Source organism: Enterobacter sp. ECC-175, assembly GCF_043968675.1.
Classification (GTDB): domain Bacteria; phylum Pseudomonadota; class Gammaproteobacteria; order Enterobacterales; family Enterobacteriaceae; genus Enterobacter.
In genome coordinates this window covers 3,846,281-3,863,966 of record NZ_CP143776.1, presented here as the reverse complement: position 1 = coordinate 3,863,966, position 17,686 = coordinate 3,846,281, and the positions used below count along the sequence as shown (strand labels likewise).

General features: G+C 59.4%; 17 protein-coding genes. 12 read left to right on the top strand and 5 right to left on the bottom strand.

Translation table 11 applies throughout. From position 1 onward, the window contains the following. Window positions 1-81 precede the first annotated feature (81 nt). Window positions 82-1,125, top strand: coding sequence for a DUF1176 domain-containing protein (locus V1599_RS18375; protein WP_112010417.1), 1,044 nt, complete (start codon window positions 82-84; stop codon window positions 1,123-1,125). A 47-nt stretch (window positions 1,126-1,172) separates the two neighbouring features. Here V1599_RS18375 and tkt read toward each other — a convergent pair whose 3' ends face one another. Together tkt and tal are read right to left on the bottom strand one after the other, a co-directional pair. Continuing rightward, window positions 1,173-3,161 carry a transketolase gene (gene tkt / locus V1599_RS18370; RefSeq protein ID WP_395300601.1) on the bottom strand — a complete coding sequence of 663 codons (1,989 nt, stop codon included), beginning with the start codon at window positions 3,159-3,161 and terminating at the stop codon, window positions 1,173-1,175. A 19-nt stretch (window positions 3,162-3,180) separates the two neighbouring features. After that, entirely contained in the window at window positions 3,181-4,131 is a 951-nt protein-coding gene (tal, locus tag V1599_RS18365) for a transaldolase (protein ID WP_112010273.1), read from the bottom strand. Window positions 4,132-4,422: 291 nt separating this feature from the next. On the opposite strand from tal, the gene maeB reads away from it, so the two are divergent. Next, window positions 4,423-6,702, top strand: a complete 2,280-nt coding sequence (gene maeB / locus V1599_RS18360) for an NADP-dependent oxaloacetate-decarboxylating malate dehydrogenase (RefSeq protein ID WP_297122324.1) — start codon at window positions 4,423-4,425, stop codon at window positions 6,700-6,702. 109 nt (window positions 6,703-6,811) lie between these two features. Here maeB and hemF read toward each other — a convergent pair whose 3' ends face one another. Together hemF and amiA are read right to left on the bottom strand one after the other, a co-directional pair. Then, window positions 6,812-7,711 carry an oxygen-dependent coproporphyrinogen oxidase gene (gene hemF / locus V1599_RS18355; protein WP_395300600.1) on the bottom strand — a complete coding sequence of 300 codons (900 nt, stop codon included), beginning with the start codon at window positions 7,709-7,711 and terminating at the stop codon, window positions 6,812-6,814. Next, the gene (gene amiA, locus V1599_RS18350) at window positions 7,711-8,586 is read right to left on the bottom strand and encodes an N-acetylmuramoyl-L-alanine amidase AmiA (RefSeq protein WP_395300599.1); all 876 of its coding nucleotides are present in this window, start codon (window positions 8,584-8,586) and stop codon (window positions 7,711-7,713) included. The genes hemF and amiA overlap by 1 nt, the downstream gene beginning before the upstream one ends. 212 nt (window positions 8,587-8,798) lie before the next feature. Between amiA and V1599_RS18345 the strand changes: the two genes are divergently transcribed. The 10 genes from V1599_RS18345 to pdxK all read left to right on the top strand — a co-directional run bounded on the left by V1599_RS18345 (window position 8,799) and on the right by pdxK (window position 17,128). After that, window positions 8,799-9,224, top strand: a complete 426-nt coding sequence (locus V1599_RS18345; protein ID WP_297122319.1) for a GNAT family acetyltransferase — start codon at window positions 8,799-8,801, stop codon at window positions 9,222-9,224. Beyond that, window positions 9,211-9,660: a DUF2919 domain-containing protein gene (locus tag V1599_RS18340; RefSeq protein ID WP_395300598.1), complete on the top strand. Its 450-nt coding sequence runs from the start codon at window positions 9,211-9,213 to the stop codon at window positions 9,658-9,660. Before V1599_RS18345 ends, V1599_RS18340 begins: the two co-directional genes overlap by 14 nt. Window positions 9,661-9,723: 63 nt before the next feature. Beyond that, window positions 9,724-10,299, top strand: coding sequence for an RpoE-regulated lipoprotein (locus V1599_RS18335; protein ID WP_395300597.1), 576 nt, complete (start codon window positions 9,724-9,726; stop codon window positions 10,297-10,299). A gap of 92 nt (window positions 10,300-10,391) precedes the next feature. Then, window positions 10,392-11,291, top strand: a complete 900-nt coding sequence (locus tag V1599_RS18330) for a Dyp-type peroxidase (protein ID WP_395300596.1) — start codon at window positions 10,392-10,394, stop codon at window positions 11,289-11,291. Window positions 11,292-11,452: 161 nt separating this feature from the next. After that, window positions 11,453-12,466 (top strand): sulfate ABC transporter substrate-binding protein, encoded by a 1,014-nt coding sequence (locus V1599_RS18325; RefSeq protein WP_395300595.1) that lies wholly within the window; start codon window positions 11,453-11,455, stop codon window positions 12,464-12,466. Beyond that, window positions 12,466-13,299: a sulfate/thiosulfate ABC transporter permease CysT gene (cysT, locus tag V1599_RS18320; RefSeq protein ID WP_112010283.1), complete on the top strand. Its 834-nt coding sequence runs from the start codon at window positions 12,466-12,468 to the stop codon at window positions 13,297-13,299. The genes V1599_RS18325 and cysT overlap by 1 nt, the downstream gene beginning before the upstream one ends. Continuing rightward, entirely contained in the window at window positions 13,299-14,174 is an 876-nt protein-coding gene (cysW, locus tag V1599_RS18315) for a sulfate/thiosulfate ABC transporter permease CysW (protein WP_112010284.1), read from the top strand. The genes cysT and cysW overlap by 1 nt, the downstream gene beginning before the upstream one ends. After that, complete coding sequence (gene cysA / locus V1599_RS18310; protein WP_395300594.1) at window positions 14,164-15,258, top strand: sulfate/thiosulfate ABC transporter ATP-binding protein CysA; 1,095 nt, start codon at window positions 14,164-14,166, stop codon at window positions 15,256-15,258. Before cysW ends, cysA begins: the two co-directional genes overlap by 11 nt. A 116-nt stretch (window positions 15,259-15,374) precedes the next feature. After that, a complete protein-coding gene (cysM, locus tag V1599_RS18305) occupies window positions 15,375-16,286 on the top strand; it encodes a cysteine synthase CysM (RefSeq protein WP_395300593.1) in 912 nt (303 codons plus the stop codon). Between the two features lie 5 nt (window positions 16,287-16,291). Next, window positions 16,292-17,128, top strand: coding sequence for a pyridoxine/pyridoxal/pyridoxamine kinase (gene pdxK / locus V1599_RS18300; RefSeq protein ID WP_297122305.1), 837 nt, complete (start codon window positions 16,292-16,294; stop codon window positions 17,126-17,128). Between the two features lie 44 nt (window positions 17,129-17,172). Here pdxK and crr read toward each other — a convergent pair whose 3' ends face one another. Continuing rightward, window positions 17,173-17,682, bottom strand: a complete 510-nt coding sequence (gene crr, locus V1599_RS18295; protein ID WP_003861316.1) for a PTS glucose transporter subunit IIA — start codon at window positions 17,680-17,682, stop codon at window positions 17,173-17,175. Between the last annotated feature and the right edge of the window lie 4 nt (window positions 17,683-17,686).

Genomic DNA, 17,686 nt, shown 5'->3' with positions numbered 1-17,686 from the left:
ATAAATCCGATTGAGCGGGCCGGGATGGTCCATGAAGATACCGCCCAGATTTGCATTTTCGTTTCCGGGATCGTGCCATCCATGCGCTACAGCCTCTTTTTTCTCCTGCTTTCCTGCCTGTTCCCCGCCCCGTGGGCGCAGGCCGCGCCTGCCCAGCAGGCGTTCACCGACTGGCAGGTCACCTGCAATAACCAGAATTTTTGCGTTGCCCGCAACACCGGCGAGCATCACGGTCTGGTGATGTCGCTCAGCCGAAGCGCCGGGGCGAAAACGGACGCCACGCTGCGTATCGACCTGGACGGGCTTTCCGCGCCGCTTGTCAAAGAGCCCGCTATCGCGCCGCGCCTTCTGCTGGATAACACTCCCTTAAAGCTCGATCCGAAGCGCTGGCAAATCACCCCGTGGCATGTAAAAACGGATGACGCGGTGACCATCGGCGCGTTTCTGAAAACGATTCAGGAAGGGCAGGCGCTGACCCTGCGCGGCGGCAGGCAAATCGTTTCGCTGAACGGCCTGAAGGCCGCGCTGCTGTTTATCGACGCGCAGCAAAAGCGCGTCGGCAGCGAAACGGCGTGGATTAAAAAAGGCGATGAGCCGCCCCTGAGCGTGCCGCCGGCCCCGGCGCTGAAAAAGGTCGCGGTTGTTAACCCGACGCCCACGCCGCTCACCCACGAGGAGCTTAACGCGCTGCTGGATTACGGCACCGGGCGGATGAACAGCAGCCAGTGCTCGCTCGATCCGAACCGTCGGGAAGTGCGCGTGACCGCGCTAACGGACGACAAGGCGCTGCTGATCGTCAGCTGCGAGGCGGGAGCCTATAACACCGTCGATCTGGGCTGGGTGGTGTCGCGTAAAAAGCCCTTCTCGGCACGCAGCGTCAGGCTGCGCCTACCCTTTACGCCCGCCAGCGGGGAGAGTGAGATGGAGCTGATGAACGCCAGCTTTGATGAGAAAACGCGTGAGTTAACCACGCTTGCGCTCGGGCGCGGCATTGGTGACTGCGGCATCCAGACGCGCTGGCGTTTTGACGGCCAGCGCTTTCGCCTGGTGCGCTATGCGGAAGAGCCAAGCTGCGATAGCTGGAACGGGCCAGACGCGTGGCCCACGCTGTGGATCACGCGGTAGTTTTTTTGCCGGGGAAGCGGCAGCCCCACCCGGCAACGAAGACCGCACTAAAGCACGCTCAACGCCTTCTCTACCACGTTCTCAACCGTAAAGCCGAAATAGGGGAACAGCTTATCGGCAGGGGCCGACTCACCGTAACCGCGCATCCCGACAATCGCCCCTTTCAGGCCAACGTATTTGTACCAGTAGTCGGCAATGCCCGCCTCAACCGCCACGCGCGCCGCGACGTTGGATGGCAGAACCGACTCGCGGTAGGCCTCGTCCTGCGCGTCAAAGATATCCGTAGAGGGCAGGGAGACCACGCGCACGGCGTGGCCTTCGGCGGTCAGCTTCTCGGCGGCCTTCACCGTAATCTCGATTTCTGAACCGGTGGCAATCAGGATCACGTCCGGCTTGCCGCCGCTGTCCTTCAGAACGTACCCGCCGCGGGCGATGTTTTTCACCTGCTCCGGCGTGCGCTCAATCTGCGCCAGGTTCTGACGCGACAGGATCAGCGCCGTTGGCCCGTTATGCCGTTCAACCGCCAGCTTCCAGCCGACGGCGGCCTCTACCTGATCGCACGGACGCCAGGTGCTAAAGTTTGGCGTCAGGCGCAGGCTCGCCAGCTGCTCGACCGCCTGGTGCGTGGGCCCATCTTCGCCAAGGCCAATCGAATCATGGGTGTAGACCATAATCTGCCGCGCCTTCATCAGCGCCGCCATGCGCGCCGCGTTGCGGGCGTATTCCACAAACATCAGGAAGGTGGCGGTATAGGGCACAAAGCCGCCGTGGTGGGCGATGCCGTTAGCAATGGCGGTCATCCCGAACTCGCGCACGCCGTAGTGAATGTAGTTTCCGGCCACGTCCTCCTTCAGGGACTTAGAGCCGGACCAGATGGTCAGGTTGCTTGGCGCCAGGTCCGCCGAGCCGCCCAGCAGCTCGGGCAGGAGCGGCCCGATGGCGTTCAGGGTATTTTGCGACGCCTTACGGGTGGCGATCTTCGCCGGGTTAGACTGCAGCTCTTCAATCAGCGCCTGGGTTTTCGTCTCCCAGTCCTCCGGCAGGCCGCCGCTCATGCGGCGGGTAAACTCGGCGGCGAGTTCGGGATACGCTTTTTTATACGCGGCAAACTTCTCGTTCCAGGCGTGCTGGGCTTCTTCACCCGCTTCGCGCGCGTCCCACGCCCGGTAAATCTCTTTCGGGATCTCGAACGCCGGGTATTTCCAGCCCAGCTTCTGGCGGGTCAGCGCCACCTCTTCTTCGCCCAGCGCCGCGCCGTGCGCCTCTTCTTTGCCCGCCTTGTTCGGCGAGCCAAAGCCGATGGTGGTGCGGCAGATGATCAGCGACGGCTTATCCTTCACGCTCTGCGCTTCCTGAATCGCTTTTTTCACCGCCTCCGGATCGTGGCCGTCAATTTCGTGAACCACGTGCCAGCGGTAGGCCTCGAAGCGCTTCGCCGTGTCGTCGGTAAACCAGCCCTTGGTCTCCCCGTCGATGGAAATGCCGTTGTGATCGTAAAAACCAATCAGCTTGCCGAGCCCCAGCGTGCCCGCCAGCGAGCAGACCTCGTGGGAGATCCCCTCCATCAGGCAGCCGTCGCCCATAAACACGTACGTGTAGTGATCGACGATATCGTGGTCCGGCTGGTTGAACTGCGCGCCCAGCGTGCGCTCGGCAATCGCCAGGCCGACGGCGTTGGCCAGCCCCTGGCCCAGCGGCCCGGTGGTGGTTTCCACGCCCGGCGTGTAGCCAATCTCCGGGTGGCCTGGCGTTTTTGAGTGCAGCTGGCGGAAGTTTTTGATCTCCTCAAGCGGCAGGTCGTAGCCGGAGAGGTGCAGCAGGCTGTAGAGCAGCATTGAGGCGTGGCCGTTCGAGAGAATAAAGCGGTCGCGGTCGTACCACGTCGGGTCGTTTGGGTTGTGCTTCAGAAAGTCGTTCCACAGCACTTCGGCAATATCGGCCATGCCCATCGGTGCGCCGGGATGGCCGGAATTGGCTTTTTGTACAGCATCCATGCTCAGGGCGCGGATGGCGTTGGCGAGCTCTTTACGGGACATAGTTCACTCCGTGGCAAGGTTAAAGTTTGGCGGCAAGGAGATCTTCGAGTTTGCGCTGGTCAACGGCGAACTGGCGGATGCCGTCCGCCAGCTTCTCGACGGCCATTGCGTCCTGGTTGTGCTCCCAGCGGAACTCCGCTTCCGTCATGGCTTTGGGTTTCGGTAACACGGTTGAGGTCGGGACCAGCTTGCGGATCACCGTTTCTTCGCTCTCCTGCAGTTTTTTCAGCAGGTCAGGTGAGATGGTCAGTCGGTCGCAGCCCGCCAGGGCGAGGATCTGCTCGGTGCGGCGGAAGCTGGCGCCCATCACGATGGTTTCGTAGCGGTGCTGTTTGAAATAATCGTAGATGTTGCGCACCGACTTCACGCCCGGATCTTCCTCCACCACGTACGGGTCCATCGGCTGCTTCGCCTGATACCAGTCGTAGATGCGCCCGACGAACGGTGAGATGAGGAACACGCCCGCTTCGGCGCAGGCGCGCGCCTGAGCAAAGGAGAACAGCAGGGTCAGATTGCACTTGATGCCCTCTTTCTCCAGCACCTCGGCGGCGCGTATCCCTTCCCAGGTGGAGGCGAGCTTGATCAGGATGCGCGCTTTGTCGATTCCCTGCTCCTGGTAAAGCTCAACCAGGCGGCGCGCCTTGGCGATGCTTTTTTCCTTGTCGAACGAGAGGCGAGCATCAACCTCGGTTGAGACGCGTCCCGGTATGCTTTTCAGAATTTCCGCACCGAAGTTGACCGCCAGCTTGTCGCTCGCCTCGGCGACCTGCTGCTCCTGCGTCTTCCCGCGCTGCTTGCCGTACGCGATGGCGTCGTCAATCAGGTGGCTGAAATGGGAAAGCCCTGCCGCCTTCAGCAGCAGCGAAGGGTTGGTGGTCGCGTCTTCAGGCTGATAGTGGCGAATCGACTCGATATCGCCGCTGTCTGCGACCACGGTGGTGAATTGTTTGATGCCGTCAAGTTGGTTCATACGTCATTACTCCTTGGAAATAAAAGAGTTAGCCGAGTGCGTTAGTTCACACTTCTGGAAAAATCATGATGGACTTAACAAAAAAGCATAGCAGACGGGGGAGGCATTGCTTTCTGAGACGGGTAACATGCTTGTTATAAATTGATAACAATTTTTGTTTCGCAATGGTGAGAGTTTGGCAGCCTTCAAAGTTTAGGAGGCCGCCTGCGGCGATACTAGGCGGCACTCCAGGGTGTGCATCAGGATCGCAAACCTCACCCTTTTTGACCGATACGAGAAAGGAATAACAAGATGGATGAGCAGTTGAAGCAAAGTGCCCTCGATTTTCACGAGTTTCCTGTCCCGGGCAAAATTCAGGTATCCCCGACCAAACCGCTGGCAACCCAGCGCGACCTGGCGCTGGCCTATTCGCCGGGCGTCGCGGCTCCGTGTCTTGAGATCGAAAAAGATCCGCTGGCGGCCTATAAATACACCGCGCGCGGCAACCTGGTGGCCGTGATTTCCAACGGCACGGCGGTGCTGGGCCTGGGCAACATCGGCGCGCTTGCCGGCAAGCCGGTGATGGAAGGAAAGGGCGTTCTGTTCAAGAAATTCGCCGGTATCGACGTGTTCGATATCGAAGTCGACGAGCTTGATCCCGATAAATTCATTAACGTGGTGGCCGCGCTGGAGCCGACGTTCGGCGGCATCAACCTGGAAGACATCAAAGCGCCGGAATGTTTCTACATCGAGCAGAAGCTGCGCGAGCGTATGAACATTCCCGTGTTCCATGACGACCAGCACGGTACGGCGATCATCAGCACGGCGGCCATTCTGAACGGCCTGCGCGTGGTAGAGAAAAACCTCTCCGACGTGCGGATGGTGGTCTCCGGCGCGGGCGCGGCGGCCATCGCCTGTATGAACCTGCTGGTGGCGCTCGGTATGCAGAAACACAACATTGTGGTCTGCGACTCCAAGGGCGTTATTTACAAAGACCGCGAGCCAAATATGGCGGAAACCAAAGCGGCCTATGCGGTGGAGGACGATGGCAAACGCACGCTTGAGGACGTCATCGACGGTGCGGATATTTTCCTCGGCTGCTCTGGCCCGAAAGTGCTGACCCAGGAGATGGTGAAAAAGATGGCGCGCGCGCCGATGATCCTGGCGCTGGCCAACCCCGAGCCGGAGATTCTGCCGCCGCTGGCGAAAGCGGTGCGTGAAGACGCGATCATCTGTACCGGGCGTTCGGACTACCCGAACCAGGTGAACAACGTGCTCTGCTTCCCGTTCATCTTCCGCGGCGCGCTGGACGTGGGCGCAACGGCAATCAACGAAGAGATGAAGCTGGCGGCGGTGCACGCGATTGCGGAACTGGCCCACGCCGAGCAGAGCGAAGTGGTGGCGTCCGCGTATGGCGATCAGGATCTGAGCTTCGGCCCGGACTACATCATTCCAAAACCGTTCGACCCGCGCCTGATTGTGAAGATCGCGCCAGCGGTGGCGAAAGCGGCGATGGACTCCGGCGTGGCGACGAGGCCGATTGAGGATTTCGACGCCTACGTCGATAAGCTCACCGAGTTCGTCTACAAAACCAACCTGTTTATGAAGCCGATCTTCTCCCAGGCGCGTGCCGACGCGAAGCGCGTGGTGCTGGCGGAAGGGGAAGAGGCGCGCGTGCTGCATGCGACCCAGGAGCTGGTGAGCCTGGGGCTGGCGAAGCCGATCCTGATCGGTCGTCCGAGCGTGATCGAGATGCGTATTCAGAAGCTGGGCCTGCAGATTAAGCCGGGCGTTGATTTTGAGATCGTGAATAACGAATCCGATCCGCGCTTCAAAGAGTACTGGAACGAATACTACGCGATCATGAAGCGTCGCGGGATCACCCAGGAGCAGGCGCAGAAGGCGGTTATCAGCAACACCACGGTGATCGGCGCGATCATGGTTCATCGCGGCGAGGCGGATGCGCTGATCTGCGGCACCATCGGTGACTATCACGAGCACTTCAGCGTGGTGCAGGAGATTTTCGGCTATCGCGACGGCGTGCATACCGCCGGGGCGATGAATGCCCTGCTGCTACCGAGCGGCAACACCTTTATCGCCGATACCTACGTTAACGACGACCCGACGCCGGAACAGCTGGCGGAGATTACCGTAATGGCGGCGGAAACCGTGCGCCGCTTTGGCATCGAGCCGAAGGTGGCGCTGCTGTCGCATTCTAACTTCGGATCGTCTAAATCACCTGCGGCCTGCAAAATGCGCCAGACGCTGGAGCTGGTGCGCGAGCGCGCGCCGGAACTGATGATTGACGGCGAGATGCACGGAGATGCCGCGCTGGTGGAGAGCATCCGCAGCGAGCGTATGCCGGACAGCCCGCTGAAGGGGTCGGCCAACATACTGATTATGCCAAACGTGGAAGCGGCGCGTATCAGCTACAACCTGCTGCGCGTCTCCAGCTCTGAAGGGGTGACCGTGGGGCCGGTGCTGATGGGCGTGGCGAAACCGGTGCATGTGTTAACGCCGATTGCCTCCGTGCGCCGCATTGTGAACATGGTGGCGCTGGCGGTGGTGGAGGCGCAGACGCAGCCGCTGTAATTAAACCCACCCCTCACCCCGGCCCTCTCCCCAAAGGGGCGAGGGTGAAAAGACGGCTCGGAGCTGTCCCCTCTCCCCTCAGGGGAGAGGGTTAGGGTGAGGGGTGGGGTTACACCCAGTCCCGAACCTTAATAAACTCACTCAGGGCAGCCTCCGGGCTGCCTTCTTTTGGCTCGTAGCAGTACTCCCAGCGCACCAGCGGCGGCATCGACATTAAAATCGACTCCGTGCGCCCGCCTGTCTGCAGGCCGAACAGCGTGCCGCGATCCCACACCAGGTTGAATTCCACGTAGCGCCCGCGGCGATAGAGCTGAAACTCGCGCTCGCGCACGCCGTAGTCGGTATTTTTACGACGCTCGACAATTGGCAGGTAGGCGTCGGTAAAACCTTCACCTACCGCCCGCATAAAGCGGAACGCGGTATCAAAATCCGGGGTATTCAGATCGTCGAAGAACAGCCCGCCGATGCCGCGCTGCTCGTCGCGGTGCTTAAGGTAGAAATAGTCGTCGCACCACTTTTTGTATTTCGGGTAAACGTCTTCACCGAACGGCAGGCAGAGGTCGCGCGCGGTGGTGTGCCAGTGCACCGCGTCCTCTTCAAAGCCGTAGTAGGGCGTGAGGTCGAAACCGCCGCCAAACCACCAGACCGGATCGGCCCCTGGTTTTTCGGCAATAAAGAAGCGCACGTTGGCGTGGCTGGTGGGCACGAACGGGTTGTGCGGATGCACCACCAGCGAAACGCCCATCGCCTCGAAGCTGCGGCCCGCAAGTTCGGGCCGATGGGCGGTCGCCGACGCGGGCATGGCGTCGCCGTGAACGTGAGAGAAGTTAACGCCGGCCTGCTCAAAGACGCCGCCGTTGCGCAGCACGCGGCTGCGCCCGCCGCCGCCCGCTTCGCGCTGCCAGCTGTCCTCCTGAAACTCACCGCCGTCCAGCGCGGTCAGCTTTTGGCAAATCTCATCCTGCAGCTGAAGCAAGAACGCTTTTACCCGCTGTGCATTCGGTTTCATTAACGTTTCCTGGAGTGCGCTTTTTGGTTATCGAACCAGTTGAAATAGCTGATTACCCCGGAGGCAATCGCGTTGGCAATCTTCTGGCGGAAGGCGGTCGTGCCGAGCAGACGCTCTTCTTCAGGATTGGTGATAAACGACGTTTCCACCAGTACCGACGGAATCGACGGCGATTTCAGCACCACAAACGCGGCCTGCTCGGTGCTTTTACTGTGCAGACGGTGAACGGGCTTGATGCGCTTCAGGATATGCGAGCCGAGCGTGAGGCTATTCTTGATGGTGTCGGTCTGAACGAGGTCGAACAGCACCTGCTGCAGCAGATGATCTTTGTCGGTGGTCTTTTTCCCGGCCACCTCATCCGCGCGGTTTTCACGGTCGGAGAGATATTTCGCCATGGCGCTACTGGCCCCGCGGTTGGAGAGCGCAAACACCGATGCGCCCGCTGCGGAAGGGTTGGTAAAGCCGTCGGCATGGATCGACATAAACATATCCGCGCCGTGCTGGTGGGCGATTTCTACGCGGTCGTACAGGGGAATGAACGTATCGCCGGAGCGCGTCAGGCGCGCGTCAATGCCGTTGCTGCGTAAAATCGACCGGACATTTTTTGCAATCGCCAGCACGACGTGTTTTTCTTTTGAGCCGTTGCGCCCGATAGCACCCGTATCGATCCCGCCGTGGCCCGGATCGAGCATCACAATCCGCTTTGCGCCCGCTTTTTTGGCTTTGGGCTTGCTGTGTCCGTTGCTGGTTTTTAGCGTCGCCTCTTCCTTAGCCTGCGCCTGCTGTGCGATGCCCGTTAACGTTAAGGCCGCCAGCCCCGCTTTGAGAACCTGACGACGCGATGTGAGTGCTTTTAATGGTTTGAATGTGCTCATGCGGCCTGAATTGTAAAAATTGGGGTCCTGGTGTTATATCGTATCGCGTTTGGCGTTACGACAGTCCTTATTGAGAATTGTTTTACTTTTCATTTCAATACGTGACAAAGTGACATTATGCCAAATTTTGGCGAGTTTTTCCCCGGATATTGGCGAAACGCGCCGTTCACGCCATAATCACTGTTTTTAAACCCGAAAAGGCGGTTAAGACCATGGAGATACGCGTTTTTCGCCAGGAAGATTTCGAAGAGGTAATCACCCTTTGGGAGCGCTGCGATCTGCTGCGTCCGTGGAACGATCCGGAGATGGATATTGAGCGCAAGCTGAACCACGACGTCAGCCTGTTCCTGGTCGCCGAGGTCAACGGCGAAGTGGTGGGGACGGTGATGGGGGGCTACGACGGCCATCGCGGATCGGCCTATTATCTGGGCGTGCATCCGGAATTTCGCGGGCGTGGCATTGCCAACGCGCTGCTTAACCGTCTGGAGAAGAAGCTGATTGCCCGCGGCTGCCCGAAAATTCAGATCATGGTGCGCGAAGATAACGACGTAGTGCTGGGCATGTATGAACGCCTGGGCTACGAGCATTCTGACGTGCTGAGTTTAGGAAAGCGCCTGATCGAAGATGAAGAGTACTGAGTTTCACCCCGGCGATTATGACGGCCACGGCCGTCTTCGCCTGCCGCTTTTATTCTGGTGCGTCCTCCTGCTGCAGGCGCGAACCTGGGTGCTGTTCGTGATGGCCGGCGCGTCGCGCGGGCAGGGCGATACCCTGCTCAATCTGTTTTACCCCGATCATGACGCGTTTTGGCTGGGCCTGCTGCCGGGCGTCCCGGCGGTGCTGGCATTTCTTTGCAGCGGTCGGCGGCAGGTCATTCCACGGCTGTGGGCCGCGCTGCGCTGGCTGCTGATCCTTGCCCAGATTGCGCTACTCATCTGGCAGCCGGTGCTTTGGTGGTACGGTGAACCGCTTACGGGCATCGGTATCGCGCTGGTGGTGGCGGATATCGTTGCGCTGCTGTGGCTGCTGACGAATCATCGTCTCCGCGCCTGTTTTAGGCATCAGGATGATTAATCCGGCACTTTTTGCCGATGCCGCACTCCAACAAGCGTTGAATTAACAAGAAAGGACGTTTCAATGAAATCGCTGCGTTTAGTTTTATGCGCGCTTCCGCTGGCGCTAACCGGCTGTTCCACTCTTTCCTCTATCAACTGGTCTGCCGCGTATCCGTGGAACTGGTTTGGTTCCTCAACGGAAGTCACCGAGCAGGGCGTGGGCAACATCACCGCCGCCACCGCGCTGGATCAGGACGCTATTCAGGAAGCTCTGGGCAGCGACTACCGCCTGCGCAGCGGCATGAAAACCGAGAACGGCAACATTGTGCGCTATTTTGAAGCGCTGAAAGGCGACAAGCTGGCGCTGGTGATTAACGGCGATAAGGGCACGGTAAACCGCGTGGCGGTGATGGATGAAGAGATCCCGACGGCGAGCGGCGTGAAGGTCGGTACGCCGTTTAGCGAGCTTTATCAAAAGGCCTTCGGGAACTGCACCAGCGTCCCTTCCGCCGAGAGCGTGGCGGTGGAGTGTAAGGCGCAAGGGAGCCAGCATATTCGCTATCTCTTCACCGGCGAGTGGAGCGGGCCGGAAGGTCTAATGCCGTCTGACGACACGTTAAAGAGCTGGAAAGTGAGCAAGATTATCTGGCAGCAGTAATTTGCGCCTGAACAAACTGCCCTGCTGAAATCCGGGTATAATAGCCGCCATCAATGCCACGCTGACGTGGCATCTTTATTTCAGGAGGAGCGATGTCTCAGGTTCAGAGCGGCATTTTGCCAGAACATTGCCGCGCGGCGATTTGGATTGAAGCCAATCTTAAAGGGGATGTGGATGCCCTGCGTGCGGCCAGTAAGGTTTTTATCGATAAGCTTGCCACCTTCGAGCACAAATTCCCGGACGCGCACCTCGGCGCGGTTGTCGCTTTCGGCAACACCGTCTGGCGCCAGCTGAGCGGCGGCGAAGGCGCTGAAGAGCTGAAGGACTTTATCCCTTACGGCAAAGGCCTGGCGCCTGCAACGCAGTACGACGTGCTGATCCACATTCTCTCCCTGCGCCATGACGTGAACTTTTCCGTGGCCCAGGCGGCGGTTGAGGCGTTTGGCGACAGCATCGACGTGCAGGAAGAGGTTCACGGCTTCCGCTGGGTGGAAGAGCGCGATCTGAGCGGCTTTGTTGACGGGACTGAAAACCCGGCGGGCGAAGCAATCCGTCGCGACGTGGCGGTGATCAAAGACGGCGTGGACGCGGGCGGCAGCTACGTGTTCGTGCAGCGCTGGGAGCATAACCTCAAGCAGCTTAACCGCATGAGCGTGCATGACCAGGAGATGATGATTGGCCGTACCAAAGAGGCTAACGAAGAGATCGACGGCGACGATCGTCCGGTCACGTCTCACCTGAGCCGCGTTGACCTTAAAGAGGACGGCAAGGGGCTGAAAATCGTTCGTCAGAGCCTGCCGTACGGCACCGCGAGCGGCACGCATGGCCTCTACTTCTGCGCCTACTGCGCGCGCCTGTACAACATCGAACAGCAGCTGCTGAGCATGTTTGGCGATACCGACGGCAAGCGCGACGCTATGCTGCGCTTCACCAAACCGGTGACCGGCGGTTACTACTTCGCGCCGTCAGTGGAGCGCCTGCTGGCGCTGTAACCCCCTCACCCTGGCCCTCTCCCCACCGGGGAGAGGGGATTAATGCCTTATTCTCTTTTCTGCTTCTAAATCACCAAACGGTATATAAAACCGTTACTCCTTTCACGCTCGTTATAAATATTATGACCATAAGATAGTCATCATATTTATAAGGGTGCGCAATGGCCGTTACTGTACTGAAAAAAGGATCGCTGGCGCTGGCAGGCTTACTGCTGGTGGCGCAGGCGCAGGCAACCGAGCTGCTGAACAGCTCCTATGACGTTTCCCGCGAGCTTTTTTCCGCGCTTAACCCGGCGTTTGAACAGCAGTGGGCGAAAGACAATAACGGCGACAAGCTGACCATTAAGCAATCTCACGCGGGCTCCTCGAAGCAGGCGCTGGCGATCCTGCAGGGGCTGAAGGCGGATGTGGTGACCTACAACCAGGTGACTGACGTGCAGATACTGCACGACAAGGGCAAGCTGATCCCGGCGGACTGGCAAAGCCGCCTGCCGAACAACAGCTCGCCGTTCTACTCCACCATGGGCTTCCTGGTGCGCAAGGGCAACCCGAAGAATATCCACGACTGGAACGACCTCGTGCGTTCTGACGTAAAGCTGATTTTCCCGAATCCAAAAACCTCCGGCAACGCCCGCTATACCTATCTGGCGGCGTGGGGCGCGGCGGATAAAGCTGACGGTAACGACAAAGCGAAAACCGAGCAGTTCATGACCCAGTTCCTGAAAAACGTCGAAGTGTTTGATACCGGCGGGCGCGGCGCGACCACCACCTTCGCCGAGCGCGGGCTGGGCGATGTGCTGATCAGCTTTGAATCGGAAGTGAACAACATCCGCAAGCAGTACGACGCGCAGGGCTTTGAGGTGGTCATCCCGAAAACCAATATTCTGGCGGAGTTCCCGGTGGCGTGGGTCGATAAAAACGTGCAGGCCAACGGTACCGAGAAGGCGGCGAAAGCCTACCTCAACTATCTGTACAGCCCGCAGGCGCAAACCATCATCACGGATTACTACTACCGCGTGAATAATCCGGACGTGATGAACGCGCTGAAGGACAAATTCCCACAGACCGACCTGTTCCGCGTGGAAGACCATTTCGGCGCGTGGCATGAGGTGATGAAAACCCATTTTGCCAGCGGCGGTGAGCTAGACAAACTGCTGGCGGCGGGGCGTAAGTAATGTTTGCTGTTTCTTCCAGACGCGTGCTGCCGGGCTTTACCCTGAGCCTCGGCACCAGCCTGCTGTTTGTCTGCCTGATTTTACTGCTGCCGCTCAGCGCGCTGGTGATGCAGCTTTCCGAGATGAGCTGGTCCCAGTACTGGGAAGTGATTACCAACCCGCAGGTGGTGGCGGCCTATAAGGTTACGCTGCTGTCGGCGTTCGTGGCCTCCATTTTTAACGGCGTATTCGGCCTGCTGATGGCGTGGATTTTAACCCGCTACCGTTTCCCAGGCCGCACGCTGCTCGACGCGCTGATGGACCTGCCGTTTGCGCTGCCGACCGCCGTTGCCGGCCTGACGCTGGCGTCGCTTTTCTCGGTCAACGGGTTTTACGGCGAATGGCTGGCGAAGTTTGATATCAAAGTGACCTATACCTGGCTCGGGATCGCGGTGGCAATGGCCTTTACCAGCATCCCGTTCGTGGTGCGTACCGTGCAGCCGGTGCTGGAAGAGCTAGGTCCTGAATATGAAGAGGCGGCGGAAACGCTTGGGGCCACGCGCTGGCAGAGCTTCCGCAAGGTGGTGCTGCCGGAGCTGTCTCCCGCGCTGCTGGCGGGCGTAGCGCTGTCGTTTACCCGCAGCCTCGGCGAGTTCGGCGCGGTGATCTTCATCGCCGGGAACATTGCGTGGAAAACGGAAGTGACCTCGCTGATGATTTTTGTACGTCTGCAGGAGTTCGACTATCCGGCCGCGAGCGCGATTGCGTCGGTGATCCTGGCGGCGTCCCTGCTGCTGCTGTTCTCAATTAACACCCTGCAAAGTCGCTTTGGTCGACGCGTGGTAGGTCACTGATGGCGGAAATTACGCAATTGAAACGCTATGACGCTCCCCGCATTAACTGGGGAAAATGGTTTCTGATCGGAACGGGCGTGCTGGTCTCGGCGTTCATTCTCGTTGTGCCGATGATTTATATTTTCGTCCAGGCGTTCAGCAAGGGGCTGATGCCGGCGCTGGAAAACCTGGCGAACCCGGATATGCTGCACGCCATCTGGCTGACCGTGCTGATCGCGCTGATTACCGTTCCGGTAAACCTGGTGTTCGGCACGCTGCTGGCCTGGCTGGTGACGCGCTTTAACTTCCCGGGGCGCCAGCTGCTGCTGACCCTGCTGGATATCCCCTTTGCGGTTTCGCCGGTGGTGGCGGGCCTGGTTTACCTGCTGTTTTACGGCTCCAACGGCCCGCTCGGCGGCTGGCTGGACGAGCATAACCTGCAGATCATGTTCGCCTGGCCGGGCATGGTGCTGGTGACCGTCTTCGTAACGTGTCCGTTCGTGGTGCGTGAACTGGTGCCGGTGATGCTAAGCCAGGGCAGCCACGAGGACGAAGCGGCGGTGCTGCTGGGCGCCTCCGGCTGGCAGATGTTCCGCCGCGTCACGCTGCCGAACATCCGCTGGGCGCTGCTCTACGGCGTGGTGCTGACCAACGCCCGCGCGATCGGCGAGTTCGGTGCGGTGTCGGTGGTATCCGGCTCGATCCGCGGCGAAACCCTGTCGCTGCCGCTACAGATTGAATTACTGGAACAGGATTACAACACCGTCGGTTCCTTTACTGCCGCAGCGCTGCTGACGCTGATGGCGATTCTGACCCTGTTTTTGAAGAGTGTGGTGCAGTGGCGTTTAGAGAATCAGGAAAAACGTCAGCATCAGGAGGGAAATCATGAGCATTGAGATTGCCAATATTAAGAAGTCTTTTGGTCGCACCCAGGTGCTGAACGATATCTCGCTGGATATCCCTTCCGGGCAGATGGTCGCGCTGCTGGGGCCGTCTGGCTCCGGTAAAACGACGCTGCTGCGCATTATCGCCGGGCTTGAGCATCAGACCAGCGGGCACATCCGCTTTCACGGCACCGACGTCAGCCGCCTGCACGCCCGCGACCGCAAGGTGGGCTTTGTGTTCCAGCACTACGCGCTGTTCCGCCACATGACCGTATTCGACAACATCGCCTTTGGCCTGACCGTGCTGCCGCGTCGCGAGCGCCCGAACGCGGCCGCGATCAAAGCGAAAGTGACGAAACTGCTGGAGATGGTGCAGCTGGCGCATCTGGCGGATCGTTTCCCGGCGCAGCTCTCCGGCGGTCAGAAGCAGCGCGTGGCGCTGGCGCGCGCCCTGGCCGTAGAGCCGCAAATTCTGCTGCTGGACGAACCGTTCGGCGCGCTGGACGCACAGGTGCGTAAAGAGCTTCGCCGCTGGCTGCGCCAGCTGCACGAAGAGCTGAAGTTTACCAGCGTCTTCGTGACTCACGACCAGGAAGAGGCAATGGAAGTGGCCGACCGCGTGGTGGTGATGAGCCAGGGGAATATCGAGCAGGTTGACGAGCCGGAGCAGCTTTGGCGCGAACCGGCGACCCGCTTCGTGCTGGAGTTTATGGGCGAGGTGAACCGTCTGCAGGGCACTATTCGCGGTGGGCAGTTCCACGTCGGCGCGCACCGCTGGCCGCTGGGCTATACCTCCGCGCACCAGGGGCCTGTCGATCTGTTCCTGCGCCCGTGGGAAGTGGACGTCAGCCGTCGTACCAGCCTGGATTCACCGCTGCCGGTGCAGGTTCTTGAGGCTAGCCCTAAAGGTCACTACACCCAAATGGTGGTACAGCCGCTGGGCTGGTACACCGAGCCGCTGACGGTGGTGATGCGCGATGACGTGCCGCCGCACCGGGGTGAACGCCTGTTTGTGGGCCTGCAGCATGCCCGTATTTATCATGGCAACGAGCGCATCGAGACGCGCGAGGATATTGCTCTGGCGGAGTCGGCCTGATAGGTTATTAGAATGTCTATCGCCCGGCGGCTCAGCGCTTGCCGGGACTACAGTTATCACTGCGTCTTGTAGGCCGGGATCGCTGCGCGCCCCCGGCTTTTTATTGAGTAAAAATCGTGAATACACTCGAACACACCATCGGCAATACCCCTCTGGTCAAACTGCAGCGCATGGGGCCGGACAACGGCAGCGAAATCTGGGTCAAGCTTGAGGGCAATAACCCGGCAGGCTCGGTAAAGGATCGGGCGGCGCTGTCGATGATTGTTGAGGCCGAAAAGCGCGGTGAGATTAAGCCCGGTGACGTGCTGATTGAAGCGACCAGCGGCAACACGGGCATTGCGCTGGCGATGATTGCCGCCCTGAAGGGCTACCGCATGAAGCTGCTGATGCCGGACAACATGAGTCAGGAGCGCCGCGCGGCCATGCGCGCCTACGGCGCAGAGCTGATTCTGGTGACCAAAGAACAGGGAATGGAAGGCGCACGCGACCTGGCGCTTGAGATGGCCGAACGCGGTGAAGGCAAGCTGCTCGACCAGTTCAACAATCCGGATAATCCGTACGCACACTACACCACCACCGGCCCGGAAATCTGGCAGCAGACCAACGGGCGCATCACTCATTTTGTCTCCAGCATGGGCACGACCGGCACCATTACCGGCGTGTCGCGTTTTCTGCGCGAGCAGGATAAGAAAGTAACCATTGTCGGCCTGCAGCCGGAAGAGGGCAGCAGCATTCCCGGCATTCGCCGCTGGCCTGCTGAATACATGCCGGGCATCTTTAATGCGCAGCTTGTGGACCAGGTGCTGGATATTCATCAGCGCGAGGCGGAGAATACTATGCGCGAGCTGGCCGTACGCGAAGGCATCTTCTGCGGCGTCAGCTCGGGCGGTGCCGTAGCGGGTGCGATTCGGGTGGCGCAGTCCACGCCGGGCGCGGTAGTGGTCGCTATAATTTGCGATCGCGGCGATCGTTATCTGTCTACCGGCGTGTTTGGTGAAGAGAGCTATTCGCAGGGGGCGGGGATTTAAGCGTCATGGAGATGATTTTATTTCGGGATAAAACCCGAGCGCAGCAAACCGATATTGTCGCGGTGCAGTCGCAGGTGGTGTACGGCAGCGTGGGAAACAGCATTGCGGTGCCCAACATCAGAACGCACCGTCTGAACGTGACGGCGGTGCCGACGGTGCTGTTTAGCAACACGCCGCACTACGACACCTTTTACGGCGGCGTTATACCCGACGAGTGGTTTAGCGGCTACCTGAAGGCGCTGGAAGAGCGCGAGATCTTACGCGAGCTGAAGGCGGTGACTACCGGCTATATGGGCAGCGCCAGCCAGATTGCTTTGCTGGCGCAGTGGCTGAAGGCGGTTAAAGCGCAGCATCCCGATCTGCTGGTGCTGGTCGACCCGGTTATCGGCGATATCGACAGCGGAACGTACGTGAAGCCCGAGATCCCCGAAGCGTATCGGGAGCACCTGCTGCCGCTGGCGCAGGGGATTACGCCGAACGTCTATGAGCTGGAGGTGTTAAGCGGCAAGCCGTGCCGCACGCCGGAAAGCGCCATCGCGGCGGCACAGGGATTGCTTTCTGACAGCCTGAAATGGGTGGCGATCACCAGCGCCCCGGTGGCTGACGACCCGCAAAACATCCACGTGGTGCTCGTGACGCATGAGGGCGTGACCGTCAGCGCGCATCCGCGCGTAGAAACCGACCTGAAAGGGACGGGCGACCTGTTCTGTTCAGAGCTGGTGAGCGGCATTGTAGAGGGGAAAACCGTTGCCGATGCGATCCGCATGGCTGGCGACCGGGTGACTGACGTGATGCTTTATACCCAGTCTAAAGGCTACGACGAGCTTATCCTGCCGGCATAAACAAAAATGGCGCCCGAAGGCGCCATTTTTCCGTGCGGCAAGAATTACTTCTTGATGCGGATAACCGGAGTTTCACCCACGGTCACGCTGCCGGACAGTTTGATCAGCTCTTTGATTTCGTCCATGTTGGAGATAACAACCGGAGTCAGGGTAGACTTCGCTTTTTCTTCCAGCAGTGGCAGATCGAATTCAATCACCGGGTCGCCAACTTTTACACGCTGGCCTTCTTCGGCGATACGCTTGAAGCCTTCGCCTTTCAGCTCAACGGTATCGATACCGAAGTGAACGAACAGCTCGATACCGCTATCAGATTCGATAGAGAACGCATGGTTGGTTTCAAAAATTTTACCGATGGTGCCGTCAACTGGAGCAACCATTTTGTTGCCAGTTGGTTTGATAGCAATGCCATCACCAACGATTTTCTCAGCAAACACTACATCCGGCACGTCTTCGATGTTGACGATCTCGCCGGAGAGCGGAGCAACAATCTCAATAGTTCCGGAGTCTTTCTTGTCATCAGAAACCAGAGATTTCAGTTTATCGAACAAACCCATGATC

What these genes read in the sequence shown, in the direction of transcription:
- V1599_RS18375 (WP_112010417.1), top strand. Translation starts at nt 82, where the DNA reads ATGCGCTACAGCCTCTTTTTTCTCCTGCTTTCCTGCCTGTTCCCCGCC.
- tkt (WP_395300601.1), bottom strand. Translation starts at nt 3,161, where the DNA reads ATGTCCCGTAAAGAGCTCGCCAACGCCATCCGCGCCCTGAGCATGGAT.
- tal (WP_112010273.1), bottom strand. Translation starts at nt 4,131, where the DNA reads ATGAACCAACTTGACGGCATCAAACAATTCACCACCGTGGTCGCAGAC.
- maeB (WP_297122324.1), top strand. Translation starts at nt 4,423, where the DNA reads ATGGATGAGCAGTTGAAGCAAAGTGCCCTCGATTTTCACGAGTTTCCT.
- hemF (WP_395300600.1), bottom strand. Translation starts at nt 7,711, where the DNA reads ATGAAACCGAATGCACAGCGGGTAAAAGCGTTCTTGCTTCAGCTGCAG.
- amiA (WP_395300599.1), bottom strand. Translation starts at nt 8,586, where the DNA reads ATGAGCACATTCAAACCATTAAAAGCACTCACATCGCGTCGTCAGGTT.
- V1599_RS18345 (WP_297122319.1), top strand. Translation starts at nt 8,799, where the DNA reads ATGGAGATACGCGTTTTTCGCCAGGAAGATTTCGAAGAGGTAATCACC.
- V1599_RS18340 (WP_395300598.1), top strand. Translation starts at nt 9,211, where the DNA reads ATGAAGAGTACTGAGTTTCACCCCGGCGATTATGACGGCCACGGCCGT.
- V1599_RS18335 (WP_395300597.1), top strand. Translation starts at nt 9,724, where the DNA reads ATGAAATCGCTGCGTTTAGTTTTATGCGCGCTTCCGCTGGCGCTAACC.
- V1599_RS18330 (WP_395300596.1), top strand. Translation starts at nt 10,392, where the DNA reads ATGTCTCAGGTTCAGAGCGGCATTTTGCCAGAACATTGCCGCGCGGCG.
- V1599_RS18325 (WP_395300595.1), top strand. Translation starts at nt 11,453, where the DNA reads ATGGCCGTTACTGTACTGAAAAAAGGATCGCTGGCGCTGGCAGGCTTA.
- cysT (WP_112010283.1), top strand. Translation starts at nt 12,466, where the DNA reads ATGTTTGCTGTTTCTTCCAGACGCGTGCTGCCGGGCTTTACCCTGAGC.
- cysW (WP_112010284.1), top strand. Translation starts at nt 13,299, where the DNA reads ATGGCGGAAATTACGCAATTGAAACGCTATGACGCTCCCCGCATTAAC.
- cysA (WP_395300594.1), top strand. Translation starts at nt 14,164, where the DNA reads ATGAGCATTGAGATTGCCAATATTAAGAAGTCTTTTGGTCGCACCCAG.
- pdxK (WP_297122305.1), top strand. Translation starts at nt 16,292, where the DNA reads ATGGAGATGATTTTATTTCGGGATAAAACCCGAGCGCAGCAAACCGAT.
- crr (WP_003861316.1), bottom strand. Translation starts at nt 17,682, where the DNA reads ATGGGTTTGTTCGATAAACTGAAATCTCTGGTTTCTGATGACAAGAAA.